Here is a 26,161-nt window from a genome sequence, read left to right as displayed (position 1 = left end):
GTTTCATAGGATTATTTATTCGAATCCCATCCTGCTATTAGTTTCTGATTATAAAAAGATCACAATTGTGGTATTATTACACCTCTTTAAAGGATTATTATGGACTAGCCTTTGGCTAGGTGGAACGGATGAATTATTAATAATGTTAGAGAGGTGTTATTATGAAGATTACTGGAGAGCAGCGTAATGCAGCGTCATTATATTGGAATCAGATTCTAACGGGTGAACTAAACCCTAAAGCGCTAATAGCTAGTAAATCGGGTTTACCTTCTTTTATGGCTTCAATGGAAGCGATGGATAGACGAGGCTATCTTGAGAAACTGGAAACAGAAAATCCTACCTGGTCATTAAAATTTATGAATATCCTAGACTCTTTACTCATTGATGCAGAGGATACTCTTTGTTTAAGATTAGAAGATCATCCTGAAGGTTTATTAAAACAAGCAGCAAACGAAGCTGGTATTCCTGAAGGATTATTTCCATCTGGAAAATTGAGCATGACTTTTGATAATGAGAATCATATTATAGCTGGAAATGAAAAAATCGACGCAGATGACTTTATTAAAGATGCCGCTCAGAAAATGACAGCATTTTTATAAATCAATTCTTAGGTCTGACATTCTAACATGATATTGAATTGTCCGACTATCATCCTCTTAAGTACCCAATCAAAATTACTTCCAAAACTCATTAAATTTTGTGCCTTCAAAAATATTATGATCTTCATTACCGAATATTCAAATGGAATGATCTGGCTGTTTTACTCACCCGGACCCCCAACTTACACGGGACTTACGATCTCAGCAATTTGTTAAGTGCTATTGACCCAGATTATTCATTAGAAGATGTAATTAATTTTAAATCGGCATAGTCATTAGTATATTTAAGGCTCTTTATGATAGGCGTGAACCAGTGAAGTTGTTCAGTAGATAAATTTTTAGATTTAGTTTGAAATGGTTAAATTGATGACAGAAACAGGTGGTCTTGGTCGCATTTGCCCCGTTCCTGTAAAAACACCCATAATTATCTAAAAAGTTGTGAGAAACAATTGAAAGAGCCTGAGTTACCTTTATCAGGCCGATTGGCACTCACTGTTTCGCCCGAACTTCATCGGGATGTATTCATGGCTGCAAAAAACTCAGGAGTGAGTTTGAATGTTTGGATTTGTAGTGCTTTAAGGCATGCCGTGTGTAGACATTAAAAATAAGAATCAAGAAAGTGTTAACAAAAGAGGCTATGTATTGAGAGGTGGTAGATGAATGGCATATTGCATTTCTTAGTAACCGAACCCTCTCTTGGCGCACGGATTATTATACGCGCTCATATAACTCAATTGGGGCATTGTGTCGATATGGCCTTAGATGTTGAATCCACCTTGGTTTTGGTGGAATTAAAAACCTATCATGTCATTTTGATTGATGCTGAGCTTAATAAAGAATGCGATTGTTTTGAACTGATTCATCTTATCCGGGAACAATCAATCTTAAATAAACTGACCCCCATTATATTACTGAGTACATCACCTCATAAAATTTTAAAACACAGTCTGTACCCTTGCTTTGCAAAGCCTATGAACATTAATGATGTCACTAAGATAATTAATTATTTGGAGGAATATAATAAAAATAAATGATGTAGTGTTGGAGTTGGAGTTGGGACATATTATCCTCAAATAGAAGAGGAATACATACTAATATTCAGTATGTTATGCTTAATAGGTATCGATTCAAAAGGAAATAAAAAATGACTATGGGATTTAAAAAAATTATTGTTTTGATAGGGGCATTCTTATTAGGTTGCAGTTTAATGTCCTGTGCAAAAAATAATCCTGATACAGCTCATCCTGAGGAAGGATATCAAGGAGGGTTTGGTGGTGATGGTGGACATCTGCATGAACCTAAAGAATAGCTCAGGTCTTTAATCAGTCAAGGAAAGATGATGGAACTTACTCCATGGTTTTTAGTCGCTCTGTGTGCGATAGTCATTGTGTTCTGCGGGCTTTTTCTTTTCATTTTTAAAAAAAGGAAAAGCTGGCAGTTCATTATTGTTCTCTTTATTGTTCTAATGTTTGCAGCTATTTTTTTACATGGGGTTTCCTTTAGAATGTTATAAAGGGTGCCAAGTGCCTTTAAGAGCTAATTGTTAGATGCATCGAGAGTGATGTGACACATCATTGTTAGGAAGACATTATGGACAAGAAGATTAAGCCCAATGTTCAAGGAGTTTCGAGAGAACAATCACTTTGGTGGGCTCTTTCATTAACAGGTGGTTTTTTGATTGCTGAGGTAATCGGCGGTATTCTAACCGGCAGCCTTGCATTAATCTCCGATGCTGCGCATATGTTAACCGATGTTACTGCGTTAATTATTGCACTAATTGCTATCCGTGTAAGTAAACGACCGGCTGATGCACGCCGTACCTTTGGTTATTATCGATTTGAAATTCTAGCTGCTGCATTTAATGCAGCTCTTCTTTTTGTAGTAGCGCTTTATATTATATATGAGGCATATCAACGGTTAAAACAACCTCCTGAAATTTATTCCACGGGTATGTTAATTATTGCCAGTCTCGGTCTGCTTATTAATTTAGCATCTATGTATTTATTATCCCGTGACCAAGATAAAAATTTAAATTTAAAAAGTGCTTATCTTGAGGTCTGGAGTGATATGTTAGGCTCTATAGGGGTGATTATTGCAGCGCTTTTGATTCGCTTCACAGATTGGAGCTGGGTGGACTCTGCTATCGCAGTTTTAATTGGATTGTGGGTATTGCCCCGCACGTGGATACTTTTAAAAGAGACTATCAACATCCTCTTAGAAGGCGTACCCGCAGGAATTGATTTTAACCAAATTAAGTCTCGAATAATGTCTATAAAAGGTATTTTAGACGTACATGATTTACATATTTGGGCTATTACTTCCGATAAGAGTAGCTTAACAGCTCACCTTGTCATTGATTCTCGTTTTAAGGAAGAAGTGGTCAGGGATGAAGTTCAGTTATTATTATTAAACCAATTTAAAATTTCCCATACGACCTTGCAAATAGAATGCGAAAAGACACTTTATCTATGCCGTAGGGTTAATAATATTGACTATTAAATGGCTATTAGAAGTGTAACGGAATCATAAACACAATATAGGGAGACTATTTAATTAATCTAATAAAGATTTAATTAGCTAGCGATTTTTGATATTTTCTTAGCCGCTTTATAGCCCATAATAACAAGAAACTAAATGTTTATGGATTTAGTGGTTATGAAAGAATTTATGGTGTTAGAATCAATAATTACTATTGAGATGACTCATAATTTATTCATCCATTAGAGTACATGGAATGGACTATATCATATGAAACAACATTGCCCCATTCGATGGGTTATTCTAATAATCTTTGTGACCATAAGTTTTCCTTCATTGGCCATAAACAAGGAAAAAAAGCTTACTTTATCTGAAGCAGAATCGTTAGCTCTTGCTACTTCGCCTGAATTACACCGCTTTCAAGCAGCGAGTGCGGCATTACAACAACAAGCTATTGCTGAGGGTCAATTAACTGATCCGCAATTGGTCGTTGGAGTTACTAATGTACCGACTAATTCTTTTAGTTTTACCCAAGATGAGATGACGATGGAGCAAGTAGGATTGCAACAAACTTTTGCTCGTGGTCGTTCCTTATCCATGAAATCAAAACAAAGCCGGGCGCTAGCACTTGCGGAGCATAGAAAAGCGCATGAAAAAGCCTTAACGTTAATTCGCAATGTACGAGAAACTTGGTTAGAACTTTATTACTGGACCGAAGCGCTGCGTATTTTACAAGCCAATCGTTTAGTGTATAAAAATTTATTTAAAGTGACCGCTTCACAATATCAAACGGGTAAAACAAATCAATCCGATGTTTTGCAAGTGCAGTTGGAAGTTTCAAAGTTTAATGATCAAGAGATTCAAATTCAGCAACAAATCCGTGTCTTGCGCGCTCAATTAGAACGATGGGTTGGAAGAGAGGCCTATCGTCCCTTAGCACTTTCCATCCCCTCATGGCCTTTACCTTCTCTTAAGCGAATACAAGGATGTCTACCACAACATCCTCTATTAAATATCGATGCTGCTGCAATCGCTGCGGCTCACAGTGAGGTGGCATTTGCAGCAGAGCAATATAAACCGGGATGGATGTTAAATATTGGCTATGCTAAGCGTCAAGGACGCATGCCGGATGGAATGCCGCGTTCTGATTTTGTTGGCGCACAGGTCACGGTTGATTTACCCTTTTTTCCAGCCAATCGACAAGACAGGCAAATGCGAGCAGCTTACAGCCGATTGGCTGCTGCAACCTTTGATCAGCAAATCCATTATCGTGATTTATTACAAGTACTCAACACGCAATATGCCGTTTGGAATCGTTTAGGGGCTCGAGAAACAGTGTACAAAAGACAGCTGATTCCAGAATCTCGGCAAAATGCGAAAGCCTCTTTAATCGCTTATCAAAATATCAGTGCTGACTTAAACAATGTATTAAGAGCCTATAGTAATGAACTGACAATTGAGTTGGAATCAATACAACTACACGTGGAGCGTGCTAAATCCCGCGCAATGCTCTTGTATTTAGAAGGGAAGGTTCAATGAAGAAATATTCCTTATTCACGGTGGGTTTTGCCTTGCTTCTTGGTGTGATAATAGGCTATTACTTAAGCCCTTTAGCGATAACAAATAAAGGCGCCAGCCCAACCACTACGGAAAAAAAACCGCTTTATTGGATTGATTCTATGGAGCCGACCATCCATTATTCAAAACCTGGAAAATCACGCATGGGAATGGAGTTGACACCGGTTTATGCAGAAGACACCCAAGAGCAAGGGTCCTTAACGATTCAGATTTCACCATCTCTAATCAATAACTTGGGTGTTCGAACAGCACCGGTGATTAAAGGCTCTTTAGCACGACAAATTGAAACAGTAGGCTATGTGAAGCCTAACGAAAATAACATCAGCCATATTCATGCTTATGCAAATGGTTGGGTGAAAAAGCTGTTGGTGAAAGCGGTGGGGGATGTGGTTAAAAAAGGTCAAATCGTGTTGCAATTGTATTCGCCAACATTAGTGAATGCTCAGGAAGAATATTTAATTGCTCTTGACAGCAAGAATCAAACATTAATTAATGCGTCTTACCAAAAACTACAAACATTTCATATTCCAGAACAGCAAATTGCACAATTAAAAAAAACACGTCATTCAAGTCATTTGATTGATATTTACCCACATCAAGGTGGTGTGGTGATCATGCTTAATGTGCGAGAAGGAATGTATGTGACTCCAGAGACAGAAATGATGAGTATTGTTGATTTATCCAACGTTTGGATGATTGCCGAGGTGTTTGAGGAAGAGGCCAATTGGGTTAAAACAGGAGAAAAAGCTCAAGCCCAATTAACGGCATTTCCGGGTAAGTTTTGGAAAGGAGAGGTCGATTACATTTATCCTGAAGTCGATCTTAAAACGCGAACTTTGAAGGTGCGGTTTTTGTTTGACAATCCCGAGGGTCTTTTAAAGCCTAATATGTATGCTAGCATCAGTTTAGTAGCAGAATTAAAACAAGATGTTCTTAGTATTCCACTCGAAGCACTCATTCGAAGTAGTGAAGGCGCGCGAGTTGTTGTCTCTTTAGGGAACAGTGGTTTTCAGGTGCGGTCAGTAACCACAGGAATCGAGTCAGGCGAGCGCATCGAAATTCTTTCAGGACTCAAAGTAGGTGAGAACGTGGTGACCTCAGGGCAGTTTCTGATTGATTCAGAAAGTAATTTGAAAGTCGGATTGGAACATCTTGAATCTTCTCAAAAATCTACTAATCAGCAATCACCTTCGCAAACCCCAGCGATCGTGGGTCGAGGCATCATCAAATCTATCAATGCAAAGACCTACGTGATAACCCTACAACATGATGCCATCCCAAAGTTAAATTGGCCTGCTATGACCATGGATTTTTTAGTGGTTAAAACCATTCCGATGAGTGAGTTTAAAGTGGGCGATGCGATTGAATTCTTTTTAAAAAAAGAAAATGACCAGTTTGTCATTATCGAGATGAAAAAGGACAAAGACAAATGATTCCTGCAATCATTCGCTGGTCATTACAAAATCGTTTTTTAATTTTATTAGCTACAGCACTTATTTTGTTGTCAGCGCCCTATTTTCTAAGCAATACCGCAGTGGATGCGATTCCTGATTTATCCGATGTGCAGGTTATTATTAAAGTAGATTACCCAGGACAGGCACCTCAAGTCGTGGAAGATCAGGTGACTTACCCGCTTACAACTGCCATGTTAGCGGTTCCAGGAGCCGTAACGGTTCGAGGCGAATCGGGTTTTGGGGTGGCTTATGTGTACATCATTTTCAAAGACGGTACCGATCTCTATTGGGCTCGTTCGCGCGTGTTGGAATATTTAAGTCAAATTACCAATCGTCTTCCAAGTGGTGCACAAGTGGCATTGGGTCCTGATGCTACTGGGGTGGGCTGGGTGTATGAATATGCTTTAGTGGATAAGACTGGACTTCATGATTTGGCGCAATTAACCAGTTTACAAAATTGGTTTCTTAAATACGAGCTGCAAAAAGTACCTGGGGTTGCCGAAGTGGCAACAGCTGGAGGAATGGTCAAACAATATCAAATTATTTTAGATCCCAATCGGCTGCGTGCTTATGGCTTGACTTTGGAGCAAGTTAAATCAGCCATTCAGAACGGCAATAGGGAAGCCGGGGGTTCTTCCATTGAAATGGGAGAAGCAGAATACATGGTGCGTGCTAAAGGATATATGAAGTCCATTCAAGATATGGAGCAGACACCCGTTGAATTGGGGAAAAATGGAGTTCCTATTTTATTAAAAGACATTGCTTATGTGCAATTAGGCCCACAAATGCGTCGCGGACTCACGGAATTAAATGGGGAAGGTGAAGTAGTTGGTGGCATTATTGTGATGCGTCATGGACAAAATGCCATGGAAACGATTGCTAATGTCAAAAACAAATTAGCTCAATTGAAATCGAGTTTGCCAAAAGGCGTGGAACTTATTACCACCTATGATCGTTCAAGCTTAATCCTGCGAGCAATCCATACACTTCGCGATAAATTAATTGAAGAGTTTATTGTGGTTTCCTTAATTTGTATTGTGTTTTTATTTCATTTTCGCTCAGCCCTCATTATTATCATTAGTTTGCCTTTGGGGATTCTTATTGCCCTCATGGTCATGTATGAGCAAGGTATTAATGCCAACATCATGTCATTAGGAGGCATTGCCATTGCCATAGGTGCTATGGTAGATGCGGCGATTGTCATGATTGAGAATGCGCATAAGCATCTTGAAAAAGAACCGGACTCTTCTAAAAACCGTTGGCCTATTATCCAGCAAGCAGCTCTTGAAGTGGGACCGCCTTTATTTTTCTCGCTATTGATTATCACCTTTAGTTTTTTACCGATTTTTACGCTGCAAGCTCAAGAGGGGCGATTATTTTCTCCCTTAGCCTACACCAAAACCTATGCGATGGCGGCCTCAGCTGTGCTTGCCATCACCTTGGTACCCGTGCTCATGGGCTATTTGATTCGCGGTAAAATAAGGCCTGAAGAAGAAAATCCCCTTAATCGCGCATTGAGAGCGATATACCGTCCAGCGATTGATGTGTTATTAAAAAGACCAAAAACTATCTTGCTCTTGGCATGTGTCATCTTGCTCATAGGGTTTTGGCCAATAACTCGGCTGGGTGGTGAATTTATGCCTGATTTAGATGAAGGAGATTTACTCTATATGCCCACCACTTTTCCAGGGGTATCTATTGGGGAAGCGCAGCGCATTTTACAACAGACAGATAAATTGATTCGCACGGTCCCTGAAGTCGATACAGTCTTTGGCAAAATAGGCAGAGCCGAAACAGCAACCGATCCCGCGCCATTGTCTATGGTGGAAACCACGATTCAATTTAAGCCACAGAGTGAATGGCGTCCTGGCATGACCCTGGAGAAAATTCGTGAAGAGCTCGCTTTACGGGTCAAATTACCCGGTTTATCCAATGCCTGGGTGATGCCCATTCGTACACGCATTGACATGTTAGCTACCGGCATTAAAACACCGGTTGGTATTAAGGTCGCTGGCCCCGATTTAAAAACCATTCAATCAATTGGTCAAGAAATTGAAACGATATTAAAACAAATCCCAGGTACGGCCTCAGTTTATGCAGAGCGTGTGGCTTCCAGTCGTTACGTGACCATTGATATTAATCGACTTAAAGCCGCTCGCTATGGTTTGTCGATTGGGACTATCCAGGAGCTGATTGAAACGGCAATCGGTGGGCAAAATGTGACTCAAACGGTAGAGGGGCGTGAGCGTTATCCTGTTAATTTGCGCTATCCACGCGAGATTCGCGACTCACTGCAGCGATTGAGGATGCTTCCCATTGTGACTGCAACAGGGGCTACGATTCCTTTGAGTGAAATTGCCCGTATTGATATTACCGAAGGTCCTGACATGATTCGCAGTGAGAATGCTCGGCTTAACGGTTGGATTTATGTGGATATCACCGGGCGTGATTTAGCGTCTTATGTTAATGAAGCACAAGAAGTACTTAGTAAAAAACTCAAATTACCCGCAGGTTATTCATTATCCTGGTCAGGGCAATATGAATATTTAGAACGTGCCAAAGAGCGCTTAAAAGTCGTTGCTCCTATTACTCTTTTTATCATTGCTTTTTTACTTTATTTAAACTTTAGGCGCATGGCAGAAGTAGTTATTATTTTAGCCACCTTGCCGTTTGCTCTAATCGGAGGTATCTGGCTCTTGTATGTATTAGGCTATCACTTATCGGTTGCTGTAGGGGTAGGGTTTATTGCGCTCGCAGGTGTGGCTGCCGAAACTGGAGTAGTCATGTTGGTGTTTCTTAATCATGCACTTGAACGTCGAGAGGCATTGGCGCAACAAGAAAAGCGACAACTGACTCAAGAAGACTTACACTTGGCAGTGATAGAAGGGGCATTGCTTCGTTTGCGACCAAAGCTTATGACCGTTGCTGCTATTATTGGTGGTTTGCTGCCAATTATGATGTTTGGAGGAACAGGCTCAGAGGTCATGCGACGCATTGCTACACCAATGGTTGGAGGAATGGTTAGTGCTACGGTGCTGACCTTAATTGTGATTCCCGCAGTTTATTTGTTGTGGCAAGAACGTCGAATTTCCAAGAAAAATAATTTAATGAATGACAGCGAAAATGGGTTAATTTCTTGAGTTTTATTGGATTAGGAAAGATAAAACGAATGATTGTCATAAACTCCAACTGACAGCAATAAAATAATGACTGCGCCTAACAAACCAAATAGAAAGTGATCCTCTACATCAATTCAAGCACAAAATTTACATTGAAATATACTTATTTATGATCATGTCGATGATGAACATCCGGATAATGAGGATGTGAATGCTTTATCGTTTTATGATAGTGATGATGAGTATGTGGCTCCTTGCCATCCCATGGAAAATCATGGGTATGTTGGTGGTGTTCATCATGAATATGCCCATGGCTGTGCTCAAGTAATTCATGAGCATGTTCATGCTCATGATGCTCTGTGAGATGCAGCCAGACACCCATCCCCATTAATAAAGATGCAATCCAAAATGATATAGAAGTTGTTTCATGAAAAAATAAAATTGCAATTGAGGCACCTATAAAAGGTGCTGTCGAAAAATACGCGCCTGTTCTTGCTGTTCCTAAGCCCCGTAAAGCGAGAACAAATAAAACAAGGCTTGCCCCATAACCAATAAATCCAACCAATAGTGCATATCCTGTTGTCAACCACGGAGGAAATGCTAATCCAAAGCAAAGAGCAAGACTTATACTAACCATGCCTGAAACAAGACCCTTGCTTCCTGCAATGAAAAAAGGGTCACCAGTGGACACTTTGCGAGTTAAATTATTGTCAATAGCCCAACATAGGCAAGCACCCGCGATGGCAACTGGACCCAGTAGATTTTGATCACGTGTTTGACCTTGGGGCCAGGACAATAAGATGCCTCCTGCAACAATCAATAACATACCAAACACAATTCGATGCGCCGTATTTTCTTTAAAAACAATCCATGCTAATACGGCAGTGAGTACTGCTTCTAGATTTAACAATAAGGACGTTGTTGCAGCACTTGTTTGTTGTAAGCCGAACATTAATAATATAGGTCCTAAAATTCCGCCAAAACCAATAGCACCAAAGAGCCAAGTCCAATCGCTTTGTACTAATCCCGAATGCTGCCAACCGCGGTCTTTAATTAAGCGAATTAAAATTAATCCTATCCCACTACCAGCATACAACAATCCAGCAAGTAGCAAAGGAGATATTTGCCCAACAAGTTGTTTGGCAAAAGGCGTGCTGCCACCAAAAAATACTGCGGCACCAAAAGCGGCAAATGTTGGAGAAATGATTCGTAAGTGCAACATTTAGATTCCCTTTGAAGATAAATAAATTATAGTATTCACATACTACCTTTTTGCATATTGATGGACGCTTTAAGAGATAAATTTTTTTGTAGCCTAAATTTATTGTACTAATTTTTTGGAGAGGAACTTATCTTATATAGCACTGATAGGTAAGAGTTAGCATAATATAGCTGGTCAACCGATGTTGGCCTTAAAAAAGCTTGAGCGGAGTACCAAGAAAGTCACACGAGCCGTCCTTTAGAGGAACTAAACAAGGTCAGCCTACTTGACAGAAACTCAATTTAATAAATGGGTATTACCCTTGCTGCTGTAGTTTCTAACAGTCAATGATTTTGAGTATTTTATCGGACGGTTTCTTGAGACACCACAGCTCAAAATAAAAACGCTCGATTTTGACCTGACTATATAATTTATGGGGTAGGATATTTTCTAATTAATCTTTTACTGCTGAGTAAAACATGTCCTCATTATCAAAAAAAGATATATCAAAATCTATAGCATTAAAATTCGTTATTCTTCTGGGCGTTGTCAGTCTATTTGCTGATATGACCTATGAGGGAGCTCGCAGTATCACAGGCCCTTATTTAGCATTATTAGGTGCCAACGCTGCTATAGTAGGATTCGTTGCAGGTTTTGGTGAGTTTGTTGGCTATGCGCTGCGCATTGTTTCAGGTTATCTTGCCGATAGAACCGGTAGGTATTGGGCAATTACAATTTTTGGTTACGCTTGCAATTTATTGGCTGTTCCTCTGTTAGCTTTAGCAGGGCATTGGTGGGTTGCAGCCTCCCTAATCATTGCTGAGCGCGCAGGAAGAGCAATTCGCATCCCTGCTCGTGATGCCATGCTATCTCATGCTGGACAAAAAATGGGGATGGGATGGGTATTTGGTTTGCATGAAGCTATTGATCAAATCGGAGCGATGTTAGGGCCTTTGATTGTTGCTGCCGTATTGTATTTTAAAGGGGGTTATCAAGAAAGTTTTGCAATCCTTTTGATTCCCGCATTGCTCGCATTAACGATACTAGTGTTTGCACGATGGCTTTATCCACGTCCACATGAATTAGAAGTACAGCAAGACAGCATAGAAACACGAGGGATGAATTCATCTTTTTGGATTTATCTTCTAGGAGCATCATTAATCGCTGCTGGTTTTGCCGATTTTCCTTTAATTGCTTATCATTTCCAGAAAACAGCCATTTTATCTCCCATTTGGATTCCTGTCTCCTATGCAATAGCGGTGGGTCTTAACTCATTGACAGCGCCGCTTTTTGGCCATTTTTATGATCGACGAGGTTTTTTAATTTTAATCATTGTTTCTATTTTTTCCTGTCTTTTTGCACCTCTAGTATTTTTAGGAAATTTTTATCAAGCTCTTATCGGTGTTGCGTTATGGAGTACTGGTGTTGGCGCTCATGAATCGTTAATGCGAGCTATTGTGGCGAATATGGTCCCCAAAGAAAAACGGGGTTCTGCTTATGGCGTTTTTAATACAGGGTTTGGATTGTTTTGGTTTTTAGGAAGTTTTTTAATGGGCATCCTTTACGATATTTCCATTCCAATTTTAGTCGCTTTTTCAGTTCTTATTCAATTATTAGCATTACCACTGTTGTGGTTAGTTATGAAAAAAGTTAAAACCATCGGCTCATGATGAAAGATGAAACATGAATTAATTATAGGAAATAAGACTATAAATACGCTTAAATGAGTTTTATTTCTTTTTTAAGATTAGGATCTCTAGCCAATAGATACAAATAAAGTTGTTATAAGTTAATATAGAGCCAGAGAATAATAAAAAGGACTTTATAATGTTCGAAATACTCCCTAATTGGCATCCGATTTTGGTACATTTTACCGTAGCTTTATTTACCGCATCGTTTGGTTTTTATTTACTTACGTATTTATCTAAAGCGACGCATCTTGTCTCGGATAAAATAACGGTGGAGTTTGAAATTGTTGGTCGTTGGTGTTTATGGTGCGCGGCTTTAGTTACAATATTGACTGTCATAGCAGGCCTTTATGCTTACAATACAGTCACACATGATGAACCGGCACACATCGCAATGAAGAATCATCGAAATTGGGCATTGTCCACTGCTGTTGCCATGTGGCTTGTTGCGATTTGGTCTTTATGGTGTTATTACAAACAAAAAACAATAACCCTCACTTTTCTAATAGGACTGCTTGTTGTCCAGGGATTATTGCTCTCTACCGCATGGCGTGGTGGCGAGCTGGTATATCGTCATGGATTGGGTGTTTTGTCTTTACCTAGTACAGGAGGTGAAACCCAGCATCACCATGAGGAAAGCCAATAAAAAACACTTAGATGTACTTCTAAAGTTTTCTTAGTAAATGTAATTGCTTCAATAATGAGGGAGAATGGATTTTCGTGAAAAAAATAATAGTATTTCTCACCTGTTTGTTGGTGATGACTAATGTATTTTCTGCAAAGCGTGTCGTCGATTTAGTTGTTGGGTACAAGACGGTTTACTTTGCTGGAAAACCTCGAGTAGCGATTGCGGTAAATAATCAAATTCCTGCTCCTACATTACATTTTAAAGAAGGCGATGAGGTCACCATCAATGTATCCAATCATTTGGATAAAGCGACATCAATCCATTGGCATGGTGTTTTAGTACCTTGGCAAATGGACGGGGTTGAACACGTAAGTCAGAAAGCAATTCCACCCGGCGGAGTTTTTCATTATCAATTTGTACTCAAACAATCAGGTACTTATTGGTATCATGCTCATGCTGAATTACAAGAACAACAAGGTCTATATGGTGCCTTCCTCATAGATCCCTCTAAAGCGCCTAAATATAAATACACTAAAGATTTTGTTGTGGTGCTTTCTGACTGGAGCAATACCAAACCAGAACAAATTTTATCCAATCTAAAAAAAGAAGGGGATTATTACTCACCTCGATTTCCGCTACAGCCTTCTTTAGTGAAATTTATTCATGATTATAACAAGGGCTCTGCGAATGAGCGTAAAAAATTGTTTGATGATTACAAAATGATGCAGCAAATGCGCATGAGTATTTATGATATTAGTGATGTGGCATATGATGCATTTTTACTCAATGGCCAACCCAAATTCAAGCCTTGGACTGCTTTGGTAAACCAAGGGGATGTTGTACGGTTACGCTTTATTGGGGCTGGCGGGAGTACCATTTTTCATGTGAAAATTCCAGACTCGGTGATGCAGATGGTACACGCCGAAGGTAATGATGTGATTCCCTATACCATTAAAGATTTTACCATTGCTCCCGGTGAAACCTATGACGTGCTCGTTAAAATTCAAAAAAATACACCCTATATTATTTACGCAGAATCCCTAGACACTGTAGGAGCTGCATACGGCGCCTTAATTACTTCTCGGCAACACGTTGTAGATTATCAAAAAGTCAAACCCTTTCCTGAACCATTGCCTGTTACACGAGACATGATGGCCATGATGATGGGTAAGATGAATCAAGGCACCTTACCCCAAACAATCAAGTCATCAACTAAGAAAAAAATGGCAGATCATTCTCATAAGATGAAAATGAACACAATGACCTATCAACCAAATCAAAAGAAATCGCAAGCTAAAGAGCAAAATACTGTATCTTCTATGTCCAACATGAAGATGGACTCCAACATGAAGATGGACTCCAACATGAAGATGGACTCTAATATGAAGATGGACTCTAATATGAAGATGGACTCTAATATGAAGATGGATTCCAGCATGAAGACGGACTCCAATATGAAGACGGACTCCAATATGAAGACGGACTCCAATATGAAGACGGACTCCAACATGAAGATGGACTCCAACATGAAGATGGACTCCAACATGAAGATGGACTCTAATATGAAGATGGATTCCAGCATGAAGACGGACTCCAACATGAAGATGGACTCCAACATGAAGATGGACTCCAACATGAAGATGGACTCCAACATGAAGATGGACTCCAACATGAAGACGGATTCCAATATGAAGATGGATTCCAATATGAAGATGGATTCCAACATGAAGATGGATTCCAATATGAAAATGGACTCCAGCATGAAGATGCCCACGGAGCCTACCATTATTGGAGATAAAATGGACCCACCCAGCTCTTCTTATAAAACCTCATTAGGTACAAAATACCAACCCATGATTGGAGCGGTGAGAACGAATGATCCGAATGTCCCGGTAGCTCATGTAATCAATATGGAATTGTTCGGATATATGGATCGATTTATTTGGTTTATCAATGGAGTTCCTGCCTATAAGGCTGCTCCCATACGTTTAGATCCTGGTAAGCGATATCGATTTGTTTTTACCAACACGTCAATGATGCATCATCCTATGCACATTCATGGCCATTGGTTTATTTTACGCAAGGGAAATGACGCCTACGATCCTTTATTGCATACTATTGATGTGCCGCCAGGAGCTACAATAACAGCGGATGTGGACACCGATGCAAGTGGCCAATGGTTTTTTCACTGTCATTTTCTTTATCACATGATGACCGGTATGTCGCGAGTGTTTCAGTATTCCACTTTAATAGAAATTACAAAAGGAGAAAGGAGACCGCAAGATATCATAAAACAAACTCCTTATTACAATCGTCCCATTGTGCGAGTGGATGAAAGCATGCCTATTGATTCTTCTTTGGTGAAACATCCTATGGTGCATCCCGCAGGCTTGTGGCGTGCGTCATTTATAGATGGTGGTGCCGATCCATTTCATAATGCACAACGCCTTAATTACAAGGGCTTATATGGTCCTGATTATAATAAGTTGGAATTGTTCGTAAATGATGCTGAACTGTTGAAAGGAAGGGTCGAAAGTGCCGACATTGATATTTTTTATTGGCATTTAATCAGCCAATTTTGGGCGATTAAAGCAGGTGCTAATTACACCAATCAACCTGCAAACACACCCTATTGGCAACCAGGTATTGGTATTGAAGGATTAATGCCCTATTTTATCGATACCAATCTTCGAGGTTATTACTATAACGGTAGTGCTAAATTAGATTTGGAATTATCTCGAGATACGCAAATTACTAATAATTTTTTTATTAGGGCAGGGGTACGTACCATTCTTGCTTCAAAGACAGTTATTCAAGCCAATATTGGTAATGGACTCAATCAAATGCGCTACATTGCCAGACCTTATTATCGCTTGATGCCTGGCCTAAATGTTTATGTTGAATATGAGCGTGAGCAAGATTACGGTGCTTTCAAAAACATACAACTAATTAAGGGGGAATCAGCCAATCAAGATACAGTCACATTTGGTCTTACAGTGTTACTGTAAGAAGAGGTGCTTCAACTTATTATCGAAGGTTAAGGAGTGTTTTTATTTAACTTCGTATATAAAATTCTGGGGAGGAAACTGGTATAGTGATGCATCATTTGGGGTGTATTAATAGCAAATTTCTAAAATAGAAATGAAATACTTATTTAAATAGGATTATAAAGGGCTTTAAATTTGATGACTTCACTATTAAGAATGGTTATTTTGACTGGTTTCCTGTCAGGGATTTGTATCAACTCATCCTTTTCTCACTCCAGTAATAAAATAAGTCCAGTAGGAATCTCAGTACAGGCAAAAAAAGCAAATAAAGTAATTAAAGTTATTGCTTTGGATACTATGCGATTTAGTTTTTCAGAAAAACCAAAGCCACATGATGGGGAAATCATAACCTTTGAAATCACCAATGCAGGAAAAGTAACTCATGAATTTTCGATTAGGGGTTCTTTGCAGGAAGGTACGAAATTTCCCAGAATACCCCTGCAACCCTTTGCCAGTCTAGGTTGTATCCATTAAATCAATTTTTTCTTTGGCTATCAAACTTTGTATAACTTCATGTAAATTATAGTATTTTTTGTTGTGATAAAATTCATATTTCCCTGCCGGGATAATTTGATTTAATATGACGCACAATGTACAATTAAATCCATTTTTTATTTAATATTTATAAGGCTATTAGGTTATGCAAGGTCGAAATGAGTTAATAAAAGACAGAAAATGGTCATATGTTCATAACACTCAATTTACAGAGAATTTAGAAGAATATGTTCAGAGAAAAGTTAAAAATGATTTTCTTGCACCTAATAATCGTGACCAAATTTTAAAGCCCGTTCTTCATCTTGGTTTTGTCACATCCAACATGGAAACAAGAACCTCAATTAATCTGAGGGTGAGTTGTTACCTGAATGATAATGGTGAGAAATCTTTTAAAATTTTTACATCTTATTCTACAAATAATAATAGTGCTTTTGAATATTTTAAAAGCAATCTTAACGAATCTTGGATCGAAATTTCAAATAATAATTATTTTACGTATGTTGAAACCAACGAATTATTTGAGCAAGAGGAAATTGGATATTTTATTGAGGAAGTTAACAAATATTACCATTTACCATCTGATTTATATCATGAATTACAAACTGCAGCTGGAATTTCAGATAGCTTACATTCATCTTCATCATTTGCTTCGCAACTAGCAAATAAGAAAAAAATTCAACAGGAAAAATATGAAGACATGGCTGATGCAAGATCAAATCATAATCAAAATGGATCATGTAATCTAATATTTACCGATTCACATTTTGATGCAACTGTTTGGAAAGTGATTAAAAAAATATCTCCAAAGCTAAAGTCTCTTGGCTACAATTGTTTTTTTATGGAAGCCCCAGAAGGCACAACTATGCATGATGATATTGATAACCATAGGATGTATATAGAGCAACGAATTGATAAAAATATTATCATTCTCAAATTAAAAGCTGACCTTGGTCAATTACCTAAAGAGTATTTTTATTCTAATGAAGAAAATATCTTAGCAACCAGAGCCTATTTTTCTAAAATATCAGCCATTGAATGTCTTCAAAATTTCACTAAAGAGAATCTGGAATATGCTGGTATTGATTGTAAAGAACTAATTAACCCTTCTACACATGACTATATGGCCTCAGAAGAAGGTATGGCAAAGAGAAATCATAAAATGGCTAGTGCTTATTTAGCTTCGTCTAATCCTGTCTTTGGATTGATAGGTTGGAAGCATGCTCTTGGTATGCAAAATGAAATCTTGTTGCAGTTATCATTACCTGAAGCACAAAAAAAGTTTTGCTTTATACATGTGTATTCTGAATCACCTCTTGATGAAGATGAAGCTAATTTTCTGGCCAGAAAGTTTGAATTTCCCTTGGGCGTAACACTTATTAACGCAAAAGAAATGAGTGAGGATAAGATTATTGAATTAATCCTTGAAAGCGCTTGTCCTAAAAATCCATCATGTGATTCAGCATTATCAGATTTTTCCATTTTCCGTAATCAAATATGCATCACTCCTTCAGCAACAGCTGATTGGCAAGTGAATACGGATACAACTACATGTAAGGAATTTCAGCCGGCTGGACCCGGGTAGGGATTTTAAGATATTTTAAATTAGAGGTCGGAGTGAATGGATAGCTATAGCACTCTGATCCATTCTACTTAAAAGCAGATTGTCGTAATTCTCGTTTTTTGATGTAAGTATTAAGACCGATATGATTTGTATACCCTAAAAAAATTGCAATTTTTCTAACGGATAAACCCAAAGTTAATAATTCGTTTATTTTATCGATATCCTTATCAAATTTGCTTTTTTGCACAGTGCCTTTAGGTTTACCTAACTGAATTCCTTGAGCTTTCTTATTCGCCAAAGCCTCTCTAGTTCGTAGACTAATTAGATCTCGTTCAAGTTCGGCAAATAGTGAAAACAATGTAATCATAACTTTTGATGTCATGTCATGTTGTTTCATATCCAAGTTCTGCTTAATGACAATCACACGCACTTGTTTTTTGATTAACTCATTAACTAAGCCTATGACCTCCCCTGTGCTTCGACCCAATCGACTTAGTTCGGTGACAATTAGTGTGTCGGCATCATCCAATACTGATAGCATTTCATCAATACGGCGTTCTTTGCTGGTTTTCCTACTTGAGATGGTCATCTCAATAAAATCATCAACCTCAAGTTTATTTTTTTTGGCAAACTCAAAAATCTCAAGCTTTTGATTGTTCAAATCTTGTTTATCGGTTGATGTACGAATGTAAGCGATTGTTTTGGCCATAATTTACTCTAAAAATAGTCCGTTAATGTTTAACCTCAAATAATACATTTAATTATACAGTTAACTATAAACATATGAAGTGTAAGGCGATAACAAAAATGATGTATAATAACGTCCGTTTTATGCTATACAAAAGGTAGCTTGTGGCTCGACTAAAAATACTCTCAAGTGATGACTTTAATAAATTATATAAATTACCCTCGCTTGGCGACAATGACCGACCTTTTGTGTTTGAACTGGATGAAGAGGATAAAGCATACCTTGGCTCTTTCAACGACGTCCCCAAAAAGATTGACTACATTCTGCAAGTTAGTTTTTTTAGAATCACGCAATTTTTTTATAAGTTTACGTTCCAAGGAATTAGGCAGGACACCTGGTATGTTATCAAAACATTTTTTCCAACAGAGAAATTTCCAAAAAAGCAGCTCAGCAAGCGATACCAATATGATAATCGCAATGCCATTTTAAAAAAATATAACATGTCGATTTATTCGAGTCAGAACAAAGCTAAAGCGGCTCGTTATGCTAAGGAATTGAGTAAGCAACACGCTACGCCCAAATACGTATTTGATTCGCTATTGGAATATTTCCATCAACACAAAATTGTTAGACCATCGTACACCACATTGCAAGAGATGGTCTCGGATGCGCTAAAGGACGAAAAAACCAGATTAAGCAATAAGATATACACTTTAATGGACAAGCCACTCAGGGAGTCATTAGCCAATTTCCTAGAAAAGGATGAACTGTTTTATCAATTGACGACCGTAAAAAAAGATCAAAAAGATTTCTCTACGGGCGAAATTAATACCTCAATCAAAAATCATCTGTTTCTATCATCGTTATATCAGCGATCCATAGAAATAATCAACGAGCTGGATATTTCAGAACAAAATATAATGCACTATGCAGATCTTGCTGTGTACCACACCGTTTACGGTCTGCGCGCTATGAAACAAAAGAACTTATCTAGACTATATCTTATGTGCTATGCACATTATCGTTATTTGAAAATTAGTGATCACGTGGTTAATAGTTTTTCTCACAAAGTGAACTACTACAAAGGCGAAGCTGAAACTTACCAAGCAAAAGCCATTTGTGATGTTAAGGACGAAGACAAGGATCATCGAAATGCTGCCGCTGCTATTTTATCGTTGGTAAACAATAAAAAGGTGGCTGACAACGAAATACGGAAAAAATCCTATGAAATTGTTCCACAGGAAAAATTCCAACAGTTCATTCAAAAAATTAAAAAGCCGAACTTTACGCCAGAGTTTTATCGGTGGCAATACTATGGCGAGAATGCGTCAACAATCAAGTTGAATACTCGCGCAGCATTCAAGGTATTGGATTTCCAAAGCAAAAATAAGGCGTTACAGACCGCAATCACCTTCATGAAAGATCACTATGCCCGCAATAAAGCATTTGGAACTTATCAATTCAAGGACGTTCCAATCGAGTTTATACCCAAGGGGCTACGACGCCATGTGATTAAAAAAACCAAGAACGAGAAAAACAAAAAAAAAATTAAAATCATTAATGCTGACAGGTATGAGTTCATGCTTTACCTTCACATCGAAGATGGTATAAAAAACGGTTCAGTCACCATTTATAATAGTCTGTCTTACCGATCGCTAAACGATGAACTGCATCCCAAACAAGACTGGGATAAAAACAAAAATTCAATCATTAAGCGCTTGGAAAACAAGCTACTTGCAACAAATATAAATGACTTCCTTAAAGATCTTGCTAGACTATTATCCCCACGCTACAAAGAAGTAAATGGTAAAATAACATCCGGGGAAAATAACAAAATAAAACTTAAGCAGAACAAAAAAGGCGAAGTCGTTCGCTGGCATTTGCCTTACAAAAAATCAGACGACGGGGTCAATAATCCATTTTATGAGAATATACCCCTAACCAGCGTTGGTGAAATTCTGCAATTTGCTAATACGCACACTGGATTGATGAAAAAATTTACTCATATACTGCCGATGAACAGTAAAAAACAAGCAGACGAGGCTGTCATTTCAGCCTGCCTTGTAGCGAAGGCAACCGGCATTGATATTGATAAAATGAAAGATATCAGCGATGTTAAAGAGCATGACCTAAAGTCAACTTATGCTGATTTTATTCGACACATGACTTTAACACAAGCAAGTGACGTGGTGATGAATCACTTGAAGAAACTGCCAATATTTGAAAAATATACTCTTGCTGACTACGGGATTCATGCAAGCATTGATGGCCAGAAATTAGAAACAAAATTCAATTCAATTATGGCAAGATTTTCAACAAAATACTTCGGATTTGGTCAGGGGGTATCGGCTTACACATTATGCGCGAACTGGTTGCCTCTGTGCACAAAAATCATTGGTACAAACGAACATGAAAGCCATTACCTGTTTGATATGCTAAACAGCAACACGAGTGATATTGAAATAGCCGCTGTATCTGGGGATATGCATAGCATAAATCGAGTGAATTTCATCATATTGCACCTTTTTGGTTACCGCTTCATGCCACGATTTACTCAGTTGGATAAAAAGGCGCAAGCGAACCTTGTCTGTTTTGATGATCCTAAACTGTATGACAAATTTTTGGTAAAGCCGAGTAAGCAGGTAAATGTAAAGTTGATTGTTAAAGAATGGGATAATATTTTAAGAATCATGGCGACGCTGGGACTTAAAAAGAGCAGTCAAAGCACTATTGTAAAAAAATTATCGTCCTACCAATCAAATGATACACTGCGGGCGTTGATTGAGCTTGATAAAATCATCATGAGCTTGTATATGCTTGACTATATTGATGACGAGGGAATGCGCAAGACTGTTCATCGCTCCTTGAACCGTGGTGAATCGTACCACCAGCTAAGATCGGCCATTGCCAGGATAAGTAGTAGAAAATTAGCTGGAAAAACTGAGATTGAACTCACCATCAACAATGAATGCGCACGCTTACTGGCCAACTGCATGATTTTCTATAATGCCTCGCTGCTATCGGGGCTCTATGAACACTATAAACTGAATAAAATGGAGGATGAATGGTTGAAAGTTATTCGACTATCGCCGGTTGCATGGCAGCACATTAATTTGATTGGAATATATGAATTTTATAACAAGAAGGAATGCCTTAATTTACATGATGTTATAGAAAAATTAGTGACTAACAAAAAAATCGATTTATTGGCTACAGCCTAGACTAGCAAAGGGTTGTAGGGGTGTTCTGGGAAATTCCGTACCTTCCTGCAAAGAACCCCGATTAGTGATGAAGAGGAGCAAAAGGCACACCAAGAGATGATGCGCGCCATGCCAAATATGGTCCATGAAGATGGTAATACAATCACCCTAAAACCTGGTGAAACTAAAACACTGACTTGGAAATTTAAATCCACTCCTGGTCATGAAATTGTCTTTTCTTGTAATATCCCAGGGCATTTTGAGGCAGGCATGTATCAAAAAGGTAAGGTGACTGCATCCTCAATCTGACCATTATTAAAACCTTTTTTAGGTATTTAAACATCTTATCAATTGCCTTTGATTAGGACTGGATTTTCATAAATAGAGTAATTTATGGCATTGAAGTGTTTAATTGATGGCATCATTTGAGAAGGACATCGATATGCGCTTCCTTCAATGGAGTCGATGCTGATGTCTGTATGTCGATTTGGGGCAAATGTCTGGTATCTTTTAATCAAAGTTTGATGTTTTTCAAACACGACGACATTGGCATTTAATTTTTTCCCCTCATTTTTAAGAAAATTCACATCATCTATTTTTAGATTTTTTTCTAATCCCCAGGTGAATTGAAGCTTCTTCCCATGTATATCTTTGCCAGATATTTTTCCAAGAAACTTACAACCTGTTAAAATCCGAGTATTTTGATCATAAATAATAGTGATATTTTTAGCACCTGGTGCTAATGATCTTGGCATACAGCCTACAATGCTACTCATTATAAAGAACATAATCATTGAAAGAATCATTTTATTCATAAGTAATCCTTTAAGCTCCAACTCCAGAACATGCGATTGCTGTACATCAATTTTTTATCACATAATATCAATTATTAGTAAAAATTAAGAATCTCTATTTATAATTCTATCTTTAATTATTCATTTTTAAATTCTCGAGGAACTGAATAATTTTTAATACGTCTTTTTTTGTAAAGGGTTTACGAAAGAAAAGTTCCTTCTTCTTTTCGGTTAAATCATAATCTTCGTGTGAAGACAAACAAATAATAGGCGCTCCCTTGCCAATAGGCGAATTTTTTTTAACGTGATCAATCAGATTTCTTTTTTGGTCAAACGCTTCGTCGATTAAAATAAGATCATATAGCTTAGATCCTGCTAGATCCACCGTTGATTCAAAATCCCAGGACAAATCTAAGTGGTGGCCAAGATCGGTAATCCCCCCATTTTTAACCGAAGTTAAAAGTAGAGGATTAGGCAACTAGTGCCAATTTTTGCCGTGGAGGAATTCCTCCGATAGCAGTATTTGGTCGTTCATTGTTGTACGTCCATAGCCATTGTGTCGCATGTAGTTGTACCTTGGCAATACTTTCAAATAAATATTGGCTTAACCAATCATACCGAACAGTGCGGTTATACCGTTCAATATAAGCATTTTGCTGTGGATTTCCTGGTTGAATAAAAACCAACTGTATCTGATTTTTATCAGCCCATTGTTCCAGCAGTTTACTAATATATTCCGGGCCATTGTCACAGCGTATCTGTCGGGGCTTGCCACGCCATTCGATGATTTGATTCAGAGCACGTATAACTCGCTCTGCCGGTAAAGATAAATCTACCTCAATAGCAAGGCCTTCACGGTTGAAATCATCGAGCACATTAAATAACCGATAACTACGACCATCCTCTAATTGATCGTGCATAAAGTCCATCGACCAGCATTCGTTGATTGCCGTTGGCACAGCCAATGCTTCCGGTTTTTCCCTTATTAACCGTTTTTTGGGCTTGATTCGCATGTTGAGTTCTAACTCCCGATAGATTCGATAAACTCGTTTGTGATTCCAGACAAATCCTTTCACATTGCGTAGGTATAAAAAACATAAACCAAAACCCCAATTACGCTGGTTCTGAGCCAATCGTAACAACCAATCAGCGATTGTTGCATTTTCATCATTTAATTTTGCTTGATATCGATAACAGGTTTCACTGATACCAAACAGCTCACACGACAATCGAATGGAAATTTCCTTATTAGTCACCGCCTTTTTCGCCAATTCTCTTCGGCGCGACGGTGTTACCACTTTTTTTCGATAGCCTCTTTGAGTATTTCAGCTTTAAGTCGCTCTTCTGCATACATCTTTTTAAGACGACTATTTTCAGCTTCCAGCTCTTTTAAACGGGACATCATCGATGCATCCATTCCACCAAATTTGGCGCGCCATTTGTAAAATGTTGCTGCACTAATGACGTGTTCACGGCAAAGCTCTGATACTGGGGTGCCACCCTCAGCTTGTTTCAGTATCGACAGTATTTGGCTGTCTGTAAATTTCGATTTTTTCATGAAGAATCTCCTCCGCTTAGGTTACGAGAAAATTCTACTTTTCGCATCAGTTATTTTTAGGGGGGATTACCTCTTAGAAACAAGAATTAATTTGTATTAAAAATATCCATACTTAATAAAGTATTTATTTGTTTTTTTTCTTGACTGAATATTTGAATTTTACAATAGCAAGATTAACTTCTATGCTTGCTTCCGTTTCAGATGTGTCGAGGTCATCAGGAACCACTAGATCTGAAATTAAATCACCTGTTTTTTGCATGAGCTCTTGGTACTTTGGTGAATTTTGTGGTGTTTGTGGTATTGCTTTAATAGTGCGTGATATTTCTCTTACCTTGGTGAAAGTTTCAATAATGGCTAAAGTGGTTTCCGTTGCCTTTGGGCTTTTTAATATAGTAGCCAGCATATAAAGGCCTTTTTCAGTGAACGCCTTAGGTAAATTGGGTGAAAACTTTAGAGAAGTTAGGTGGTCGCAATTTGCGACTACCTCCTGTTTTTCTTGTTCAGTAAGTTCAACCAAATAACCTTCAGGAAATTTTCCTGGATTTCTGCTTACGGCTTCGTTAATTCTTTTAGTTTCTACGCCATATAACTGAGCGATATCACTATCAATAATGACATGTTTGTTTCTGATTTCGATTATTTTATCTTCTACGTCTAATTGACTGATGTTCATTATTAAATCCGGGGTTATAGCCTGATGCGCTATTATAAAGTGAGCTGAGTTATTATCCCAGAACAATTTAAGAGGGCAGAGGGTATTTATGGTGTTGGGCAGATATGATAATGTTTGGGGTAGATAACGTACCTTATCTACCCCAAATGAAGTAAAATAAGAAAAACACTCATGGAGCGTACCTTGAATTTACTGGATGACCAAAATAGCAAAAATAGAAAGTTTGGGGTAGATAAGGTTTTTCATCCTTTAGATGTCCATTTTGATACCAATTCTTTATCTGCCTGGTTGTCATTTTATTTTCAGGTTCATGTCAAAGGCGCACCTGAAAAAACAGTCCAAGCTAAACAAAAAGATTTGGAAAAATTTTTAAAGTTTTTCCAGATAGAAGTAGGGCATGACCAGGTGGACAATTGGACTCCGGCAGTAAGCAAACAATTTCAACGCTCATTGTGTAATACCATTTCTGAGAAAACGGGGAAAGCATACAAGGCGACTTCTATTAATCGCACCATGGCGACTATTCGTCATGCAGGACGATGGCTATACCAACAAAGACTATTGATTGCAGGTGATCCCTTATCAGGAGTAAAAGATTTACAGACTGATGCTCCAGAATGGAATGGCTTAAATTCAAAACAACTCATGCGCTTAAAAGCAGCGTGTGAACAACGAGCAAAAATATGTACTCGAAAAAACCAAAATTCATTACTGGAAACAGCTGTCTTTTATATATTATTGGGAACGGGCTTGCGGGAATCTGAGCTGGTTTCATTAAATGTACACCAGTATCATTCAAAAGGGCTTCATACTGTAGTACGTCATAAAAGCAAACGGGTGACTACTAAAATTCCTTTACCCCAAGAAGCCAGAGAGCACTTGGATAATTATTTAAAGGGCCGAGTTGTTGAACCTGACGAACCTTTATTTATTAATAGGGTAGGGAATCGTATTAATACACGGAATATTTTTCGAATATGTCAGCGTGTCTTAAAGCAAGTATTAGCACTATTACCAGAGAATGAGCGATTTGAATTTACACCCCATAAACTTCGGCATACGTTCTTAAAGAAAGTAACCGACAAGCATGGGGTGCATTTTGCCCAAGAACTTAGCGGGAATGTTTCAATTAAAGAAATTTTTCGTTATGCGAAACCCAGTCAGGATGAAATGCAGGAAACAATAGAAGAATTATTTGAAAGTTAGGGATCTGAGATAGTCTATCAATAGGTTTTGGACTAGGTGAAAGGGTTCTATCAAATTAACAAAATTGGCATCTTTGATAGCTAAAAGTTGTAGAGGCTCCAAGATCACGACAGGCATCACAAGGGTGTACTCTAGTGATAGCTATGATTGATTTGAAATGTAAGCAAATGTCTTATATACTAAATGTAAGATAT

At 38.2% G+C, this 26,161-nt stretch carries 22 protein-coding genes; 16 read left to right on the top strand and 6 right to left on the bottom strand.

From position 1 onward, the window contains the following. Window positions 1-161: 161 nt before the first annotated feature. From LFA_RS18200 to LFA_RS18175, 8 genes are all read left to right on the top strand, one after another. Window positions 162-599 (top strand): hypothetical protein, encoded by a 438-nt coding sequence (locus tag LFA_RS18200; RefSeq protein ID WP_045097790.1) that lies wholly within the window; start codon window positions 162-164, stop codon window positions 597-599. A 395-nt stretch (window positions 600-994) separates the two neighbouring features. Then, entirely contained in the window at window positions 995-1,201 is a 207-nt protein-coding gene (locus LFA_RS20690; protein ID WP_407927643.1) for a toxin-antitoxin system HicB family antitoxin, read from the top strand. 54 nt (window positions 1,202-1,255) lie between these two features. After that, window positions 1,256-1,633, top strand: coding sequence for a response regulator (locus tag LFA_RS18195; RefSeq protein ID WP_052674075.1), 378 nt, complete (start codon window positions 1,256-1,258; stop codon window positions 1,631-1,633). Between the two features lie 110 nt (window positions 1,634-1,743). After that, window positions 1,744-1,908 (top strand): hypothetical protein, encoded by a 165-nt coding sequence (locus LFA_RS20090; protein WP_172653506.1) that lies wholly within the window; start codon window positions 1,744-1,746, stop codon window positions 1,906-1,908. Window positions 1,909-2,189: 281 nt separating this feature from the next. Beyond that, a complete protein-coding gene (locus tag LFA_RS18190) occupies window positions 2,190-3,098 on the top strand; it encodes a cation diffusion facilitator family transporter (RefSeq protein ID WP_045097857.1) in 909 nt (302 codons plus the stop codon). 249 nt (window positions 3,099-3,347) lie between these two features. Further along, window positions 3,348-4,616: a TolC family protein gene (locus LFA_RS18185; protein WP_045097856.1), complete on the top strand. Its 1,269-nt coding sequence runs from the start codon at window positions 3,348-3,350 to the stop codon at window positions 4,614-4,616. Next, window positions 4,613-6,088, top strand: coding sequence for an efflux RND transporter periplasmic adaptor subunit (locus tag LFA_RS18180; RefSeq protein WP_045097855.1), 1,476 nt, complete (start codon window positions 4,613-4,615; stop codon window positions 6,086-6,088). The genes LFA_RS18185 and LFA_RS18180 overlap by 4 nt, the downstream gene beginning before the upstream one ends. Then, window positions 6,085-9,249 carry an efflux RND transporter permease subunit gene (locus LFA_RS18175; protein WP_045097854.1) on the top strand — a complete coding sequence of 1,055 codons (3,165 nt, stop codon included), beginning with the start codon at window positions 6,085-6,087 and terminating at the stop codon, window positions 9,247-9,249. The genes LFA_RS18180 and LFA_RS18175 overlap by 4 nt, the downstream gene beginning before the upstream one ends. 142 nt (window positions 9,250-9,391) lie before the next feature. On the opposite strand, the gene LFA_RS18170 is transcribed toward LFA_RS18175, so the two are convergent. After that, window positions 9,392-10,450 (bottom strand): DMT family transporter, encoded by a 1,059-nt coding sequence (locus LFA_RS18170; RefSeq protein WP_045097853.1) that lies wholly within the window; start codon window positions 10,448-10,450, stop codon window positions 9,392-9,394. A gap of 458 nt (window positions 10,451-10,908) precedes the next feature. On the opposite strand from LFA_RS18170, the gene LFA_RS18165 reads away from it, so the two are divergent. The 5 genes from LFA_RS18165 (at window position 10,909) to LFA_RS18145 (ending at window position 17,869) form a co-directional block, all read left to right on the top strand. Next, window positions 10,909-12,099 carry an MFS transporter gene (locus LFA_RS18165; RefSeq protein WP_045097852.1) on the top strand — a complete coding sequence of 397 codons (1,191 nt, stop codon included), beginning with the start codon at window positions 10,909-10,911 and terminating at the stop codon, window positions 12,097-12,099. A gap of 157 nt (window positions 12,100-12,256) precedes the next feature. Then, window positions 12,257-12,763 carry a DUF2231 domain-containing protein gene (locus LFA_RS18160; protein WP_045097851.1) on the top strand — a complete coding sequence of 169 codons (507 nt, stop codon included), beginning with the start codon at window positions 12,257-12,259 and terminating at the stop codon, window positions 12,761-12,763. Window positions 12,764-12,876: 113 nt separating this feature from the next. After that, a complete protein-coding gene (locus tag LFA_RS18155; protein WP_084602265.1) occupies window positions 12,877-15,753 on the top strand; it encodes a multicopper oxidase domain-containing protein in 2,877 nt (958 codons plus the stop codon). 177 nt (window positions 15,754-15,930) lie between these two features. Then, window positions 15,931-16,266, top strand: coding sequence for a cupredoxin domain-containing protein (locus tag LFA_RS18150; protein WP_052674073.1), 336 nt, complete (start codon window positions 15,931-15,933; stop codon window positions 16,264-16,266). Between the two features lie 166 nt (window positions 16,267-16,432). Beyond that, window positions 16,433-17,869: a hypothetical protein gene (locus LFA_RS18145; RefSeq protein WP_045097849.1), complete on the top strand. Its 1,437-nt coding sequence runs from the start codon at window positions 16,433-16,435 to the stop codon at window positions 17,867-17,869. Window positions 17,870-17,933: 64 nt separating this feature from the next. Here the strand turns inward: LFA_RS18145 and LFA_RS18140 are convergent, their stop codons facing one another. Further along, complete coding sequence (locus tag LFA_RS18140) at window positions 17,934-18,557, bottom strand: recombinase family protein (protein ID WP_045097848.1); 624 nt, start codon at window positions 18,555-18,557, stop codon at window positions 17,934-17,936. A gap of 143 nt (window positions 18,558-18,700) precedes the next feature. Between LFA_RS18140 and LFA_RS18135 the strand changes: the two genes are divergently transcribed. Beyond that, the gene (locus LFA_RS18135) at window positions 18,701-21,757 is read left to right on the top strand and encodes a Tn3 family transposase (protein WP_045097847.1); all 3,057 of its coding nucleotides are present in this window, start codon (window positions 18,701-18,703) and stop codon (window positions 21,755-21,757) included. Between the two features lie 108 nt (window positions 21,758-21,865). Beyond that, the gene (locus LFA_RS18130) at window positions 21,866-22,045 is read left to right on the top strand and encodes a cupredoxin domain-containing protein (RefSeq protein ID WP_231865948.1); all 180 of its coding nucleotides are present in this window, start codon (window positions 21,866-21,868) and stop codon (window positions 22,043-22,045) included. A gap of 38 nt (window positions 22,046-22,083) precedes the next feature. On the opposite strand, the gene LFA_RS19120 is transcribed toward LFA_RS18130, so the two are convergent. The 4 genes from LFA_RS19120 to LFA_RS18105 all read right to left on the bottom strand — a co-directional run bounded on the left by LFA_RS19120 (window position 22,084) and on the right by LFA_RS18105 (window position 24,761). Continuing rightward, on the bottom strand, window positions 22,084-22,551 hold the full coding sequence (locus tag LFA_RS19120; RefSeq protein WP_052674072.1) for a DUF4156 domain-containing protein: 468 nt from the start codon (window positions 22,549-22,551) through the stop codon (window positions 22,084-22,086). 112 nt (window positions 22,552-22,663) lie between these two features. Then, on the bottom strand, window positions 22,664-23,008 hold the full coding sequence (locus tag LFA_RS18120; protein ID WP_045097846.1) for a hypothetical protein: 345 nt from the start codon (window positions 23,006-23,008) through the stop codon (window positions 22,664-22,666). Then, a protein-coding gene (locus LFA_RS18115) for an IS3 family transposase (protein ID WP_157010461.1) occupies window positions 23,001-24,088 on the bottom strand; the annotation gives its coding sequence in 2 pieces (ribosomal slippage) (window positions 23,001-23,827 and window positions 23,827-24,088; 1,089 coding nt in all). The genes LFA_RS18120 and LFA_RS18115 overlap by 8 nt, the downstream gene beginning before the upstream one ends. Window positions 24,089-24,212: 124 nt before the next feature. Beyond that, window positions 24,213-24,761: an ORF6N domain-containing protein gene (locus LFA_RS18105; RefSeq protein ID WP_045097844.1), complete on the bottom strand. Its 549-nt coding sequence runs from the start codon at window positions 24,759-24,761 to the stop codon at window positions 24,213-24,215. 183 nt (window positions 24,762-24,944) lie between these two features. Here LFA_RS18105 and LFA_RS18100 point away from each other — a divergent pair, with 183 nt between their 5' ends. Beyond that, complete coding sequence (locus LFA_RS18100; RefSeq protein ID WP_157010460.1) at window positions 24,945-25,967, top strand: tyrosine-type recombinase/integrase; 1,023 nt, start codon at window positions 24,945-24,947, stop codon at window positions 25,965-25,967. Window positions 25,968-26,161 lie beyond the last annotated feature (194 nt).

The sequence above is a fragment of the Legionella fallonii LLAP-10 genome, assembly GCF_000953135.1.
GTDB classification, from domain to species: domain Bacteria; phylum Pseudomonadota; class Gammaproteobacteria; order Legionellales; family Legionellaceae; genus Legionella; species Legionella fallonii.
This window is presented reverse-complemented; position numbering and strand designations above follow the sequence as displayed.

What these genes read in the sequence shown, in the direction of transcription:
- LFA_RS18200 (WP_045097790.1), top strand. Translation starts at nt 162, where the DNA reads ATGAAGATTACTGGAGAGCAGCGTAATGCAGCGTCATTATATTGGAAT.
- LFA_RS18195 (WP_052674075.1), top strand. Translation starts at nt 1,256, where the DNA reads ATGAATGGCATATTGCATTTCTTAGTAACCGAACCCTCTCTTGGCGCA.
- LFA_RS20090 (WP_172653506.1), top strand. Translation starts at nt 1,744, where the DNA reads ATGACTATGGGATTTAAAAAAATTATTGTTTTGATAGGGGCATTCTTA.
- LFA_RS18190 (WP_045097857.1), top strand. Translation starts at nt 2,190, where the DNA reads ATGGACAAGAAGATTAAGCCCAATGTTCAAGGAGTTTCGAGAGAACAA.
- LFA_RS18185 (WP_045097856.1), top strand. Translation starts at nt 3,348, where the DNA reads ATGAAACAACATTGCCCCATTCGATGGGTTATTCTAATAATCTTTGTG.
- LFA_RS18180 (WP_045097855.1), top strand. Translation starts at nt 4,613, where the DNA reads ATGAAGAAATATTCCTTATTCACGGTGGGTTTTGCCTTGCTTCTTGGT.
- LFA_RS18175 (WP_045097854.1), top strand. Translation starts at nt 6,085, where the DNA reads ATGATTCCTGCAATCATTCGCTGGTCATTACAAAATCGTTTTTTAATT.
- LFA_RS18170 (WP_045097853.1), bottom strand. Translation starts at nt 10,450, where the DNA reads ATGTTGCACTTACGAATCATTTCTCCAACATTTGCCGCTTTTGGTGCC.
- LFA_RS18165 (WP_045097852.1), top strand. Translation starts at nt 10,909, where the DNA reads ATGTCCTCATTATCAAAAAAAGATATATCAAAATCTATAGCATTAAAA.
- LFA_RS18160 (WP_045097851.1), top strand. Translation starts at nt 12,257, where the DNA reads ATGTTCGAAATACTCCCTAATTGGCATCCGATTTTGGTACATTTTACC.
- LFA_RS18155 (WP_084602265.1), top strand. Translation starts at nt 12,877, where the DNA reads ATGACTAATGTATTTTCTGCAAAGCGTGTCGTCGATTTAGTTGTTGGG.
- LFA_RS18150 (WP_052674073.1), top strand. Translation starts at nt 15,931, where the DNA reads ATGACTTCACTATTAAGAATGGTTATTTTGACTGGTTTCCTGTCAGGG.
- LFA_RS18145 (WP_045097849.1), top strand. Translation starts at nt 16,433, where the DNA reads ATGCAAGGTCGAAATGAGTTAATAAAAGACAGAAAATGGTCATATGTT.
- LFA_RS18140 (WP_045097848.1), bottom strand. Translation starts at nt 18,557, where the DNA reads ATGGCCAAAACAATCGCTTACATTCGTACATCAACCGATAAACAAGAT.
- LFA_RS18130 (WP_231865948.1), top strand. Translation starts at nt 21,866, where the DNA reads ATGCCAAATATGGTCCATGAAGATGGTAATACAATCACCCTAAAACCT.
- LFA_RS19120 (WP_052674072.1), bottom strand. Translation starts at nt 22,551, where the DNA reads ATGAATAAAATGATTCTTTCAATGATTATGTTCTTTATAATGAGTAGC.
- LFA_RS18105 (WP_045097844.1), bottom strand. Translation starts at nt 24,761, where the DNA reads ATGAACATCAGTCAATTAGACGTAGAAGATAAAATAATCGAAATCAGA.